We start from the raw sequence: 12,761 nt of genomic DNA on the forward strand, positions 1-12,761 counted from the left end.
TCAGGTGAGCGCTAGCAACCGGGCGAGGGCCTGATCGTCGGCAAGCGCGGCGGCCTTTTCCTTGGGCGAGAGCAGCGCCAGCGCCTCGCCGCGCGCGCGGGCATCCTCGATCTTCGCCCGCGCGACGAGGCGATCGGGTCGGACATCACCGGGCAGGCGCTTGCCCTGCACGGGCAGCTCATTGCGATGGAAGGCGAGAAGATCGGCATCGCCGGCAAGGCGCGCGACGGCCTCCGCCGGGCCATCGGTTCCCGTAAGCGCTGCGCGCAGGTCGGTCGCCGCGCGCAGCACCGGCGGCGGCGGCTGCGCCTCCGGCGTCGATAGAAGTCCGCCGGGACGGCCAGGGCGACTGGTCCACACCGCAAGCGGCACGGCGGTGAGTAGCCCGAGGATCACCGGCGACATCCACGCCATGAGCGGCCACGCAATGGCGGCGGTCGCGGCCGCGAAGCCGAGGCCGAGGAGCGTGTGGGGCCAGAAGTGCCGGAACGCCTGACGCCACCCGAGGCTGCCGTCGTCCCGCCGCTGCGGGTTCCACCCGCCGTCCCGCCCCATGAGGATGCTGCCCACGGCGAAGGACTGGGACACCATGGTCACCGGCGCCATGAGGCCAGACAGGAGGATCTCGCTCATCATGCCGAGGAAGGTCCTTCCGGCGCCGCCGAAGCCGCGACGCACCGTGCCGTCCCCCAGCATCAGCGCGAAGGCGATGAATTTGGGCATCAGCAGCACCGCCATGGTGCCGCCGAACACCCACGCCGCGCGCACAGGGTCCTGCGCCGGCCAGACGGGGAACAGGGCGAAGCCGGAGGGGAAATAGTCTGGCGGCACGAAGCGCGCCTGGAGCGATGTGAGAAGGCCAGCCAGCAGCATCAGCAGCCACAGCGGCGCCGAGACATAGGAGCCGATGCCGGTGAGGAGATGGATGCGGCTCGCTGCGCTGAGCCCGCGCACCGGCAGCACGGCCGCGTGCTGGAGATTGCCTTGGCACCAGCGGCGGTCGCGCACGGCGAGATCGGTGAGGGAAGGGGGGCCTTCCTCATAGCTGCCGGGAAGCCCCGCGACCATGTATACGCCCCAGCCCGCACGCACGAGCAGCGCCGCCTCCACGAAATCGTGGCTCAGGATATGCCCGCCGAACGGCTTGCGCCCCTTGAGGTGCGGCAGGCCCGCCGCTTCGGCAAAGGCGCGGGTGCGGATGATGGCGTTGTGGCCCCAGTAATTGCTCTGCGGCCCGTGCCACCAGGCAAGTCCGTGGGCGATGAGCGGGCCATAGAGGCGTCCGGCAAATTGCTGGAGCCGGGCGAACACTGTGCGGCCACCCACGATCACCGGCAGTGTCTGGATCAGCCCTGCGTCCGGATTGCGCTCCAGCGCGTCGGCGAGGCGGACCATGCAGTCGCCGGTCATCACGCTGTCGGCGTCGAGGATCAGCATAGCTTCGTAACTTGCCCCGAAGCGCGTCACCCAATCGGCGATGTTGCCGGCCTTGCGGTCCGTGTTCTGCGCGCGGCGGCGATAGAAGAAGCGGCCGCCGGTGCGCCGGCGCAGGGCGAGGAAGGCGGCTTCCTCCGCCACCCAGACATCCGGATCGGTGGTGTCGCTGAGGATGAACACGTCGAACAGGCCGGCGTACCCGGTCGCTTCCAATGAGCGCCATGTGGCTTCCAGGCCGGCGAAGACGCGGTTCGGCTCCTCATTGTAGCAGGGCATGAGGAGGGCGGTGCGGATGGTCGGGGCGGGCAGGGGCGCGTCCGGGTCGATGTCGAGCGCCTTGCGGCCCGACAGGAGGCTGATGGCGCCGCCGAGGGCAGTGGTGAAGGCGAGGGCGATCCACGCGAAGAGGACGACGAACAGCACCAGCACGGCGTATTCGAGGTAGGTGAGCCCGCCCACGTCGAGCACCTTGTACATCTCGTAGGCGGCAAGCCCCGTCAGTGCGATGGCGCCGCCGAACACGAAGGCGCGGCGCGCGATAAGCGCTGCGCCGAGATGCGTGCCGGACCTGACCTGCTCCAGCCTGCGACGGAAATCCTGCGCCGGCATGGCGAGGGGCGCTTCGGGCGGCAAAGCGGGCGCCGGGGCTTGGCGCGTGGCCGGCCGGGCGTGCGCTAGGGCGTCCATCGATAGAGCCAGGTTTCGGTGAGCGGCACATCGCCCTTCATGAGACGCGCCCGCAATTCCGAGAGGTTCGCGCCCTTCGGCTCGAAGGCGAAGGAGAGACGGGCGCCGGAGATTTCGGGATTGGGTTGGAGCACCACGTCGCGGACCTCTCCCGCGCTGGCGGCGACGTCCAGCCGGATGCCGTCCGGCGTCAGCCCCGCCATGGGGCCGTCCACCAGATCGATGACGAACAGTCGCCGCTCGTCGGTGCCACCCGCGCGCGTGCCTGCCACGCGGCCGAGGGCCGGCGGAGTGGGCACGTCCCACGTCCAGTGCAGGCGATAGGTGTAGGTGTATTCGCTGCCCTTGCGCAGGGTGTCTTTGGGGCGCCAGAAGGCGACGACATTGTCGTGGACTTCCTGCGGCGTGGGGATCTCCACCAGATGCACCGCGCCCTCGCCCCAGTCGCCGATGGGCTCCACCCACACGCTCGGCCGCTTCTCGTAGCGTGCTTCCAGATCCTGATAGTCGAAGAAGGAGCGCTGGCGCTGCATCAGGCCGAAGCCGCGCACGTTCGAGCCGGAGAACACGCTGATCTGCAAGCGCCCGGGATTGGCGAGCGGGCGCCAGAGCTGCTCGCCCGTGCCGTCGGTGATGGCGAGGCCCTCGGCATCACGGACGGCGGGACGGAAATCGTCGAAGCCCGCATGATCGGCCGGGCCGAACAGGAACATGCTGGTGAGCGGCGCGATACCAGCTTCGGTGAGGTCCGTGCGCGGGTAGAGTGCCATCTCAACGGTCATCACGGTCGCATCGCCGGGGCGGATGGTGAAGCGATGGGCCGCCGTGGCGCTCGGGCTGTCGAGCAGGGCGTGAACGACGATGGAGGGCACGTCCGGTCGCGGCTGCTCCACATAGAAGGCCTTGAAGACAGGGAATTCCTCGCCGGAGGCCGATGCCGTCTTCACAGCCAGACCGCGGGCTGAGGTGCCGTAGCCCTGCCCCTTGGCGACGGCGCGGAAATAGCTCGCGCCCTGAAACACCGCGATCTCATCGAGATAATCGGAGCGGTTCAACGGGCCGTGCAGACGGAAGCCGGAAAAGCCGAGGTCGGTGCCGGGCTGGGGCGTCTTCAGCCCGTGCTCGAAGCGGAACAGGCTCGGATCATAGGCGATGCGCCGTGCCCGCAGCTCGGCCACCACGAAGAGATCCACCTGATCGCGGAACAGGAAGCCTCGATGCAGCAGCTGCATCTCGAAGGGCAGCCGCTGGCCGCGCCAGATCGAACGATCGGCGTTGAATCGGATGTTGCGGTAGTCGTCATAGCTGAGCTTGTCGAGCTCCGCCGGCAACGACTGGTTGCCCTGCTTGAAGGGCTTGGCGGCAAGCTGGCGCGCCGTGTTGCGTACCGTGTCGGCATCGAACCGCTCGCCCTCCTGGGCAAGCGCGGGATGAGCTGCGGCGGCCTGAAGAGCCGAAAGCGCAGTCGCACCCAGCATGAATGATCGGCGGTCGAGCAATGCGTCCCTTCGCCCCCGGATGTTCGGACATGCCTCTGCGGCATCTCTGAAGGAAGGCGCGAAGGTGGGTCCGGGTTCCACGGCGGGAGCGCGACATTGGGTCTCGCAGGCGGGGGGCGGCGGGCAACGGCGGTTCGTGAAAGAACCGCCGCCCCGGTCCTAGCGGCCTTGCGTTCCGGTCGGAACTGCCGCGTCGGCGAGGGCGCGGATGCCCGGCCGGTAGGCTTTTCCCGTGGGGCCGGTGGGGAGCGCGGCCACCACATGGATGGCGTCCGGCACCTTGAACCGCTCGATGCGCGCCGCGCACCACGCCCGCAGTTCATCCGCAGAGGCAGAGCTTCCCGCGCGCAGCACCACGGCTGCATGGAGCGCCTCGCCGAGGCGCGGGTCGGGCACGCCGGCGGCGAGGGCCTGGGCGACGGCGGGATGGGCGCACAGCACCGTCTCGATCTCGGCCGGGGCGATCTTGTTGCCGCCGCGCGAGACGATCTCTTTGATACGGCCGACGATCTCCACGCAGCCGTCCGGGCGCCGCCGCGCCACGTCGCCGGTGCGGAAATAGCCGTCTCGGAAGGCGGTATCGGTGAGGTCGGGATTGTCGAGGTAGCCGATCATGCCGAAGGGGGTGCGGATGAGGAGTTCGCCCGCCGCGTCCGGCCCCGCGCCCGTGGCGCCGGCGGCAGGATCGTCCGAGATGAGGTAATCGATCCCCGGCGTCGGCCGGCCGATGGAGCCGCGCCCGGCCACCGCCTCCGCGGGTGTGAGGCAGAAGTCGCACGACCCTGTTTCGGTGAGGCCATAGAGGTCGAACACGCCCGCGCCGGGCAACTGCGCTGCGATGGCTTCGGACAGATGCGACCCCAGCCCCTCGCCGCCGGTGAGGATGGTCCGCAGGTGCGGCGCTGCCACCTCTCCCTCGCCGAACAGGGTGCGCAGCATGGAGGGGACGGTCGCGAGTACGGTGGTGTCGGGAAGACGCGCCTTGAGGCCGGCGGGCGTGAACTTGCCCACCAGTTCGAGCCGCGCGCCGGTCTTCAGGGAGAGCAGCGCCACCCACAGGCCGAAGATGAAGATGAACTGGAGCGGCAGCTCCACCCTGTCGCCGGGCGTGAGGGCGAGCAAGCCCTGAAGCGCATCGAGCTTTCCGGCGAACCGGTCGTGGCCGAGCACCACGCCCTTGGGCTTGCCGGTGGAGCCGGAGGTGAAGACGATGACCGCCGCGCCGTCGAGCAGCGGTCGGGCGGGCGGTGCCGCCTCCGCGATGCGGGTCAACGTCCCATCCGCCACGAGAAAGCGGGCGCCGGTCTGTTCGAGGATCGCGGTTCGTGTCGTCTCGGCCGCCCCGGCGTGGAGCGGCACCGCGACGCCGCCCGCCTGCCAGACGCCGAAGAAAGAGGCGAGGTCCGCGGCGCGATTGGCCACGGCGACGATCACCGGCTCATCCGGCGTGAGCCCTTCCGCGCGCAGCTGCGCAGCGAGGCCGGAGGCAGCGGCACGCAGGGCGTCGGCGGTGTGAGCCGCGCCGCCGTCCTCGGCCACGGTGCCGGCCGCTTGGTCCAGGATGCGGCAGAGCGCGCCCGTCTTCGCCATCACGGCCTCCTCAGCCTTCGCGGGTCGGGAAGCGCGCGTCGCGCCAGGCGATGGCGGCGCGCAGCCCCTCGCGGCGCGCGACGTCGAAGAAGGCGATCTTGTCCGCCGAGCCCGCGCCCTCGATGGCGAGGTCGATCTCCAGCGCGCTCTCCAGCGCCTGCAACATGCCCTGCGTTTCGAGCGCGCGGTTCAGGGCGCGCTTGGTTTCCTTCACGAGGCTGGGGTCGATGGCGCCGATGTGCCGGGCAATGCGCAGCACCTCATCCTCGAGCCGGTTGGCGGAAACGACGCGGTTGATCATGCCGATCTCGGCCGCGCGCCGGGCGCTCACCCGGTCCTCGCCGAGCAGGATGATCTCCTTGGCGATCTTCGGGCCGACGATCCACGGCAGCAGCATCACCACAATGCCGGCGCCGAACTTCAGCTCCGGCTCGCCGAAGAAGGCATCTTCCGAGGCGATGGTCATGTCGCAGGCGAGCGCCAGCTCGCACGCGCCGGCAAGGCAGGCGCCGCGCACCATGGCGATGGTGGGCTTCGGGCAGTGCCAGAAGCGCATCACCGTGTCGAAATCCTTGCGCAGCACGGGCCGCCACGCATCGACGCCCACGGGCCGGGCCTCCATCTGCGCCTTCAGGTCGAAGCCGGAAGAGAAGGCATTGCCGGCGCCGCGCACAATCACCGCCTTCACGTCCGCATCCGCCTCGGCGCGGTCCATGGCGGTGTTGATTTCGCCGAGCATCTCCTGGTCGAGCGCATTGGTGCGCTCGGGCCGGTTGAGGGTTAGGAGGGCGATGCCGTCGCGGGTTTCGTAGGCGATCTTGGTGAAGGTCATGGAAGCCTCGTTGAGAGGGATCAGCGCCGGCCGCCGGCCATGGCGGCGGCTTCCGGCCGGAGCCGTAGGCGCAGCATGGCGAGGACCCCAAGGAAGGGGCCGATGGCGAGGATGAGGAAGGCGAAGCGCCAGCCGAAGGCATCCACCGCGTAGGGCAGCAAGTGGATGCTCACCAGCGTGATGAGGAAGCCGACGCAGGTCTGCACCGTCAGCATGGTGCCGATGAGGCTGCGGTCGGACAGCTCCGTCACGGCGGCGGAGAATTGGGCGGAATCGGAGATCACCGTCACGCCCCACACCAGCGCCAGCGGCAGCACCAGCCAGAGCGAGGCCCCGAACAGGAAGCCGATGCCTGCCGCGCACAGCCCGCTCACCGCCATGGACAGCGCCGTGACAAAGGTGCGCCCCAGCCGGTCGGCCGCGAAGCCGCCGCCCAGCGCGCCCACAGCACCGATGGCGACCACGCAGAAGGTGGCAAGGCGCGGGTCGAGGGGCGGGGCATCCCCATAGCGCGCGGCGAAGCTGGCGGCGAAGAAGGCGCCGATCCACGCCCACATGGCGTAGAGCTCCCACATGTGGCCGAAATAACCGAGATTGGCGAGCCGGAGCGCCGGCCGCCGGAACGCATCGAGGGCGTTGGAGAGCTTCAGCGGCGGCGCCTTCGCGTGGTTGGGGCCGACCTTGGCGAAGCGGATGAGGAAAGCGGCCACCAGCGCGCTCACGGCTGCGCCCGCCACCGGCGCCCGCCAGTCGAGCCCGCCCATCGCCGCCATGGCGTGGGGCGAGGCCGAGCCCAGGGTCAGGGCCGCCACCAGCATGCCGATGAGCAGGCCGAGATCGCCCTTGGCCCAGGTGGCCGCGAGCTTCATGCCCACGGGATAGACCCCCGCCATGCACATGCCGGTAAGGAACCGCAGCAGCGGCACCGCCGGATGGGTGGGCTCGAACAACAGAATGGCTCCGTTGGCCAGCGCGGCTACAAGAGCGGAGACGGAGAAGAGGGTCCTGAGGTCCGCGCGGTCCGCCAGAGAGAGCAGCGCGCTGAGGAGGGTGCCGGCGACAAAGCCCGCCTGCACGGAACTGGTGAGCAAGGCCTCCTGGAAGGGCGACAGGCTCCACTGCGCCCGGATCGCCCCCAGGGAGGCGGTGGTGGCGAACCATGTCGCCATCGCCGCCACTTCCGCGACCACGAGGATCGCAAGGGAAAAGGCCTTGCCGTCCGTGCGGGCGGCTGTCGCCGGCGTTGTCACCTCAGCCGGCCTTCTTCAGCATCGGGCAGGCCTCGGGCGACATGGGGCGGAAGGCCTCGTCGCCGGGGATGGTCGCAACCAGCTTGAGATAGTCGTAGGGGCCCTTCGACTCTTCCGGCGTCTTCACCTGCCACAGGTACATGTTGTGGATGGTGCGGCCGTCGGCGCGGATCTGACCCTTGCCGAACAGGGGATCGTCCGTAGGCATGGCCTTCATCTGTGCGACCACGGCGGTACCCTCATGGGCCTTCGCCTTGTCCATGGCGGCGATGGCCTTCATCCAGTGCAGCGTGGCGGCATAGGTGCCCGCCTGGTTCATGGTCGGCATGCGCCCGTTGTTGCGTGCGCCGAACGCCTTGCCGAAGGCACGCGTGCCGTCGTTCAGGTCCCAGTAGAAGGCATTGGTCAGCATCAGGCCCTGCGCCGTCTTCAGGCCCAGAGAATGGATGTCTGACAGGAAGATGAGAAGGCTGACGAGCTTCTGCTTCTGCGACAGGCCGAACTCCGCGGCCTGCTTCACCGAGTTGATGGTGTCGCCGCCGGAATTGGCCAGCGCCACCACCTTCGCGCCAGAGCCCTGCGCCTGGAGGATGAAGGAGGAGAAATCCGAACTCTGGAACGGTGCGAGCGCATGGCCCAGCACCTTGCCACCGTTGGCCTTCACCACTTCGGCGGCGTCGCGCTCCAGCGCATGGCCGAAGGCGTAGTCGGCGGTCAGGAAGTACCAGGAATCGCCGCCCTGCTTGATCATGGCGCGGGCGGTGCCGTTGGCGAGCGCCCAGGTGTCGTAGGTCCAGTGCACGGTATTCGGTGTGCAGGACTTCGCGGTGAGGTCGGACGTGCCGGCGCTCGCCACTAGGAAGACCTTGTTCTTGTCGCGGCTGATATCTGCGACGGCGAGGGCCACCGAGGAGGTGGGCACGTCGACGATGGCGTCCACCTTGTCGAGATCGTACCAGCGCCGCGCGACGGAGGAGCCGATGTCCGCCTTGTTCTGGTGATCGGCGGAGACCACCTCCACCTTGAAGCCGTGCTTCTCGGGCTGGAAGTCGGCCACCGCCATCTGGGCGGCGGTGACGGAGCCGGGGCCGGCGATGTCGGAATAGAGGCTCGACTGGTCGTTCATGACGCCGATGCGGAACGTCGGCAGATCCTGGGCCGAAGCTTTGTGAGCGGTCGTGATCGGGACGGCGACGGCGCACGACAGCACGGTCGCCGCTACGAGGGCAGCGCGCATTTTTTCTCTCCCGGCGTTTCCAGTGTCTTCTTGTGCCGCGGCATCTCCGTCCGCGATCTGTGGAACCAAAAGGCTCATTTGAAGATTTGTCAAACGAATAATTTTTAGGTTGATTTGAAGCCGCCGATCTGAGACCAAGGGGATGACCACAGGCGTCCCCGGAACGGATCAGATGGAACCGAGCTACGGCCAGATCGTCACCACCAGCGCGGCGAGCCAGATCGCCGATCAGCTCCAGCAAGCCATCATGGACGGCCGGTTGAAGGTGGATGAGCGCCTGCCGACCGAGGAGGAGCTTGCCGCGCAGTTCGGCGTCTCGCGGCCCACCGTGCGGGAGGCCCTGAAGCGGCTGGCGGCGCGCCATCTCATCCGCTCCCGGCGCGGCCCCACCGGCGGAACCTTCGTCACTGGCCCGTCGCCGGAGGAACTGGCCACCAGCCTCGGTACGTCCGTCACGCTCCTCGTCGCCACAGGCGGCGTTTCGCTGGAGGAGATGGCGACGGCGCGGCTGGAGATGGAAGCCGTCTGCTGCCGTCTCGCCGCGCTGAACCGCACGGACGCGCATCTTGCGGCGCTGGAGGCGGAGATCGCCCTGCAGCGGACCGCCAGCCTTTCGGATCAGGATTTCTGCGCCTCCGACGTGCGCTTCCACCGCACCATCGTGGATGCCGCCGGCAACGCTTTGCTGCGCTTCCTCATGAATGCGGTGGTGGAAGCGCTCATGCCGGTGAGCAACATGATCATCTTCCGCGTCCGCGACCGGACGGAGATCGTCGCCCACCACGAGACGCTCCTCGCGGCGCTGCGGGATCGCGATGGCGAGGCGGCGGTGGCCGCGCTCGGCGGTCTCGTGCGCTACATCCGCGCCCAGTACGAGAAGGCCGAAGAGGCCCGCAAGGCCATCCGGCCCTGAGCCGAGGCCCCTGATCCGCGCCCGCGCGGTCCACGCACATCACAGGGAAACGTCCAATGAGCACCGAGACCTTCCGCGCCCTCATGGCGCGCAAGACCGACGCCGGGCAGGCCATTGCCATCGAGACCATCACCGAGGCCGAGCTGCCGGCCGGCGACGTGACGGTGGACGTGGAATATTCGTCCTTCAACTACAAGGACGGCCTCGCGCTGAAGGGCATGAGCCGCATTCTGCGCGCGCTGCCCATGGTGCCGGGCATCGATTTCGCCGGCACGGTGCGCGCCAGCGACAATCCTGGCTTCGTGCCCGGCGACAAGGTGGTGCTCACCGGCTGGGGCGTCGGCGAGAACTGGTCCGGCGGCTTCGCCGAGCGGGCGAAGGTGAAGGGTGAGTGGCTGGTGAAGCTCCCCGAGGGCCTCACCGCACGCCAGGCCATGGCCATCGGCACGGCCGGCCTCACCGCCATGCTCTGTGTGGATGCGCTGGAGCGCTATGGCATCGCGGCGGGTGGTGATGTCCTCGTCACCGGCGCGGCCGGCGGCGTGGGCAGTGTCGCGGTGCGCCTGCTCTCGCGTCTCGGCTACAAGGTGAGCGCGCTCACCGGCCGGCCGGCCGAGGCGGACTTCCTGAAGAGCCTCGGCGCCACCGATATCGTCGATCGCCCCACCTATGCCGCCGCGGGCAAGCCGCTGGCGGGCGAGCGCTGGCATGGCGCGGTGGACACGGCGGGCGGGACCATCCTCGCCAATGTGCTCGCCGCCACCCGCTACGGCGGCGCGGTGGCCGCCTGCGGCCTCGCTGCGGCGACGGATCTGCCGACCACCGTTTTCCCCTTCATCCTGCGCAACGTGGCGCTGCTGGGCGTCGATTCCGTCAACTGCCCGACCCCGCGCCGCCTCGCCGCCTGGACCCGGCTCGGCGAACTCCTCACCGAGGCCGACTTCGATCTCGTCACCCGCGAGGTCACGCTCGAGGACCTGCCGCGGGTGGCCGAAGACATCATCGCCGGCGGCGTGCGCGGGCGCACGGTGGTGCGCATCTGAGAGGACAAAGCGGGCGCGCTGCGATGGCGCGCCCGGCGAGGATGCCGCTGGTGTAGAACACAGCCTTCATTCCGCAGCGCGAGCGCGTCGAGGATGCGCCATGTGCCGACCTTCGGCGGTAGTCGGGATCGTGGCCGCTTCGTCTTCGACGCCGTGCAACAGGGGGCGCTGTGGAGGCTGAAGCTGGAGTTTTGAGTCTACCCCGGCGTCAGGCCGGCATGACGACGACCTTGGTCTTGACCGGCGTCTTGTCGTAGAGGTCGATCATGTCCTGGCTGAGCAGGCCCACGCAGCCGCTGGTGACGCCGGTGCCGATCGACTCGGGGTCGCTGCTCGCATAGATCGTGTAGAGCGTATATTGCCCGTTCTGATAGAGGTAAAGCGTGCGGGCGCCGAGGGGATTTTCCAGGCCACCCGGCATACCGTTGGCCCATTTGGCCGCTTCGGGCTGGCGCTTGATCATCTCCTTGGGCGGGGTCCAGACCGCCCACTCGCCCTTGCGCCCCACATAGGCGTCGCCACTCCACAGGAAGCCGGCGCGGCCCACATTGGCGCCGTAGCGGGTGGCCTTGCCCTCGCCCTCGACGCGGTAGACGTAATAATTGCTGGGATCGACGATGATCGTGCCGGGCGCTTCATTGCTCTCGTAAGCGACGGTCCGGCGGTAATATTTGGGGTTGACCTTGCTGATGTCCGGCGCGGGGATCGGGAATTTCTCGTTGGGCATCGGCCCATAGAGCTTCTGCGCCTCGGCAAGGCTCATGACATCCGACGAGCAGCCGGCCAGCCCGAGCGCGCCGATGCCGAGGGCAGAGCCGAGCAGGAAAGAGCGGCGGCTGAGAGCGCCGGACCCGAGCCCGGACATGGCAACTTCGTCCCTCATGATGATCTCGCAGTGTCCCTTGATCCCGTTGCCGATGGTGTGTGCACACCAGACGCAACCGTTAAGCATTTTTCGGCGCGGACTTTGCCGCCAAGCGGCGCGGCTGGCAAGCGGCAGCCTTCGCCGCGCAGGGCAGCCATGCACCAGAGACGCCAGCATCGGCGCCGTTTCGGCCAAGTTGCGACGGGGGCGGGGAGAGGGTGTCCAAGCGTGAGGTGCGGCAATTATGCCCGTCGCCATCCCGGATGCCGCGGCGCACCGGCGGCAGGGATCACAGGCTTTGCCCCGAGCTTTGGCGGGTCTTGCTGCTTCAGGTCGTGCTGCTTCAGGTCTTCCTGCTTCAGGCCTTGCGGCGGCGCTTGGGCGGCGGCGCGGCCGGGGCTTCCCGTTCGCTGGCCTCGCGCAGGGCCCGCAGCCGCGCGCTCTTCTCGCGCACCGCTTCCAGTTCGCCCTTGTTGCGCTCCATGGCCCGCTCGATGGATTCGTCCAACTGGCGGCGGCTCTCCGCGCTGGAGAGCGTGTTCTGATGTGTCGTGATTGGGGTCATTCCGAAGGATATCATGATCCGGGTCGAAGCCCGAGAACTAAGATTTGAGAAAAATGGATAAAGAAAAAGGCCCCGCCTGTTCAGGCGGAGCCTTTTTTGATTTCATGATGCATTAGTCCAGCGGCCAGTACATCCGTGGTCCGCCGGAGCAATGTCACGCGGCCTGGAGATTCCCGGCCGAATTCTTTCCGGACTTGTTGTCCCGGACGATGTCGAACTGGAGCTTCTGGCCTTCAGCGAGGCCCTGCATTCCAGCGCGCTCGACGGCCGAGATATGCACGAACACATCCGCGCCGCCGTTGTCGGGCTGGATGAAGCCGAAGCCCTTGGTGGCGTTGAACCACTTCACGGTACCGATATTCATGACGATTTCCTTTCAATCGCGCGTAGGAGTTCCGCCCGAGAGGTCGAGCAGAACAAGAGTTAGAAATTGAAGGGAGGTATCGTCAGACGCGGCTTGGCGTCAGAAAATCAGCCGTCAAATTCAGACAAACGGAACATAGGGGGCTATTGTGTTGATAGCAAGGCTTTGATTTATGTCCGGCCAGCTTCTCTGTCCGCCGCCTATATTTCTCCGCCTATATTTCCCCGGGATGGCGAAGTTCGGATTCGCGAGCGATGCGTTCGAACGCCTCGTTCTCGCCCTTCACGCGATAGCTCGGCTCGCCCTTGTCCTGAGGCATGATGCGGACGATCTGGAACCGCCCTTGCGGGGATCGGAAGCCCGCAATGAACTCAACCCAGCCATTGGCGTTAAATTTCGTAACCATGCTTTTCCTTTAGCACACTTTTTCGCCCAGGCGTGCTCAATTCTCGTTGAGATGAGAGATTTATCGGACAGTT

General features: G+C 67.9%; 12 protein-coding genes. 2 read left to right on the plus strand and 10 right to left on the minus strand.

Annotated elements, in window-relative coordinates; all coding sequences use genetic code 11:
- From mdoH to XAN126_RS0108235, 6 genes are all read right to left on the minus strand, one after another.
- The gene (gene mdoH, locus XAN126_RS0108210) at positions 1-2,124 is read right to left on the minus strand and encodes a glucans biosynthesis glucosyltransferase MdoH (protein WP_024278110.1); all 2,124 of its coding nucleotides are present in this window, start codon (positions 2,122-2,124) and stop codon (positions 1-3) included.
- A complete protein-coding gene (locus XAN126_RS0108215) occupies positions 2,112-3,602 on the minus strand; it encodes a glucan biosynthesis protein G (RefSeq protein ID WP_024278111.1) in 1,491 nt (496 codons plus the stop codon). Before XAN126_RS0108215 ends, mdoH begins: the two co-directional genes overlap by 13 nt.
- A 180-nt stretch (positions 3,603-3,782) precedes the next feature.
- A complete protein-coding gene (locus tag XAN126_RS0108220) occupies positions 3,783-5,213 on the minus strand; it encodes a fatty acid--CoA ligase family protein (RefSeq protein ID WP_024278112.1) in 1,431 nt (476 codons plus the stop codon).
- Positions 5,214-5,223: 10 nt separating this feature from the next.
- The gene (locus XAN126_RS0108225) at positions 5,224-6,045 is read right to left on the minus strand and encodes an enoyl-CoA hydratase-related protein (protein WP_024278113.1); all 822 of its coding nucleotides are present in this window, start codon (positions 6,043-6,045) and stop codon (positions 5,224-5,226) included.
- A gap of 20 nt (positions 6,046-6,065) precedes the next feature.
- Positions 6,066-7,295 carry an MFS transporter gene (locus XAN126_RS0108230; RefSeq protein WP_024278114.1) on the minus strand — a complete coding sequence of 410 codons (1,230 nt, stop codon included), beginning with the start codon at positions 7,293-7,295 and terminating at the stop codon, positions 6,066-6,068.
- A 1-nt stretch (position 7,296) separates the two neighbouring features.
- Positions 7,297-8,532 carry an ABC transporter substrate-binding protein gene (locus XAN126_RS0108235; protein WP_024278115.1) on the minus strand — a complete coding sequence of 412 codons (1,236 nt, stop codon included), beginning with the start codon at positions 8,530-8,532 and terminating at the stop codon, positions 7,297-7,299.
- A 172-nt stretch (positions 8,533-8,704) separates the two neighbouring features.
- On the opposite strand from XAN126_RS0108235, the gene XAN126_RS0108240 reads away from it, so the two are divergent.
- Positions 8,705-9,445 carry a FadR/GntR family transcriptional regulator gene (locus tag XAN126_RS0108240; protein ID WP_024278116.1) on the plus strand — a complete coding sequence of 247 codons (741 nt, stop codon included), beginning with the start codon at positions 8,705-8,707 and terminating at the stop codon, positions 9,443-9,445.
- Positions 9,446-9,528: 83 nt separating this feature from the next.
- Positions 9,529-10,488, plus strand: coding sequence for an MDR family oxidoreductase (locus XAN126_RS0108245; RefSeq protein WP_280938302.1), 960 nt, complete (start codon positions 9,529-9,531; stop codon positions 10,486-10,488).
- Positions 10,489-10,696: 208 nt separating this feature from the next.
- Here the strand turns inward: XAN126_RS0108245 and XAN126_RS0108255 are convergent, their stop codons facing one another.
- The 4 genes from XAN126_RS0108255 to XAN126_RS28650 all read right to left on the minus strand — a co-directional run bounded on the left by XAN126_RS0108255 (position 10,697) and on the right by XAN126_RS28650 (position 12,688).
- Entirely contained in the window at positions 10,697-11,371 is a 675-nt protein-coding gene (locus tag XAN126_RS0108255; protein ID WP_029876897.1) for a L,D-transpeptidase family protein, read from the minus strand.
- A 340-nt stretch (positions 11,372-11,711) separates the two neighbouring features.
- A complete protein-coding gene (locus XAN126_RS0108260) occupies positions 11,712-11,918 on the minus strand; it encodes a hypothetical protein (protein ID WP_024278119.1) in 207 nt (68 codons plus the stop codon).
- A 154-nt stretch (positions 11,919-12,072) separates the two neighbouring features.
- A complete protein-coding gene (locus tag XAN126_RS0108265; protein WP_024278120.1) occupies positions 12,073-12,282 on the minus strand; it encodes a cold-shock protein in 210 nt (69 codons plus the stop codon).
- A 214-nt stretch (positions 12,283-12,496) separates the two neighbouring features.
- Complete coding sequence (locus tag XAN126_RS28650) at positions 12,497-12,688, minus strand: hypothetical protein (RefSeq protein WP_024278121.1); 192 nt, start codon at positions 12,686-12,688, stop codon at positions 12,497-12,499.
- Positions 12,689-12,761 lie beyond the last annotated feature (73 nt).

Origin of the sequence: Xanthobacter sp. 126 (genome assembly GCF_000526175.1) — a bacterium.
Taxonomy (GTDB): domain Bacteria; phylum Pseudomonadota; class Alphaproteobacteria; order Rhizobiales; family Xanthobacteraceae; genus Xanthobacter; species Xanthobacter aminoxidans.

Excerpts from the sequence above, each read along its gene's own strand:
- XAN126_RS0108265 (WP_024278120.1), bottom strand. The coding sequence starts at position 12,282 with ATGAATATCGGTACCGTGAAGTGGTTCAACGCCACCAAGGGCTTCGGC.
- XAN126_RS0108245 (WP_280938302.1), top strand. The coding sequence starts at position 9,529 with ATGGCGCGCAAGACCGACGCCGGGCAGGCCATTGCCATCGAGACCATC.
- XAN126_RS0108240 (WP_024278116.1), top strand. The coding sequence starts at position 8,705 with ATGGAACCGAGCTACGGCCAGATCGTCACCACCAGCGCGGCGAGCCAG.
- XAN126_RS0108225 (WP_024278113.1), bottom strand. The coding sequence starts at position 6,045 with ATGACCTTCACCAAGATCGCCTACGAAACCCGCGACGGCATCGCCCTC.
- XAN126_RS0108235 (WP_024278115.1), bottom strand. The coding sequence starts at position 8,532 with ATGCGCGCTGCCCTCGTAGCGGCGACCGTGCTGTCGTGCGCCGTCGCC.
- XAN126_RS0108215 (WP_024278111.1), bottom strand. The coding sequence starts at position 3,602 with ATGCTGGGTGCGACTGCGCTTTCGGCTCTTCAGGCCGCCGCAGCTCAT.
- XAN126_RS0108255 (WP_029876897.1), bottom strand. The coding sequence starts at position 11,371 with ATGAGGGACGAAGTTGCCATGTCCGGGCTCGGGTCCGGCGCTCTCAGC.
- mdoH (WP_024278110.1), bottom strand. The coding sequence starts at position 2,124 with ATGGACGCCCTAGCGCACGCCCGGCCGGCCACGCGCCAAGCCCCGGCG.
- XAN126_RS28650 (WP_024278121.1), bottom strand. The coding sequence starts at position 12,688 with ATGGTTACGAAATTTAACGCCAATGGCTGGGTTGAGTTCATTGCGGGC.
- XAN126_RS0108220 (WP_024278112.1), bottom strand. The coding sequence starts at position 5,213 with ATGGCGAAGACGGGCGCGCTCTGCCGCATCCTGGACCAAGCGGCCGGC.
- XAN126_RS0108260 (WP_024278119.1), bottom strand. The coding sequence starts at position 11,918 with ATGACCCCAATCACGACACATCAGAACACGCTCTCCAGCGCGGAGAGC.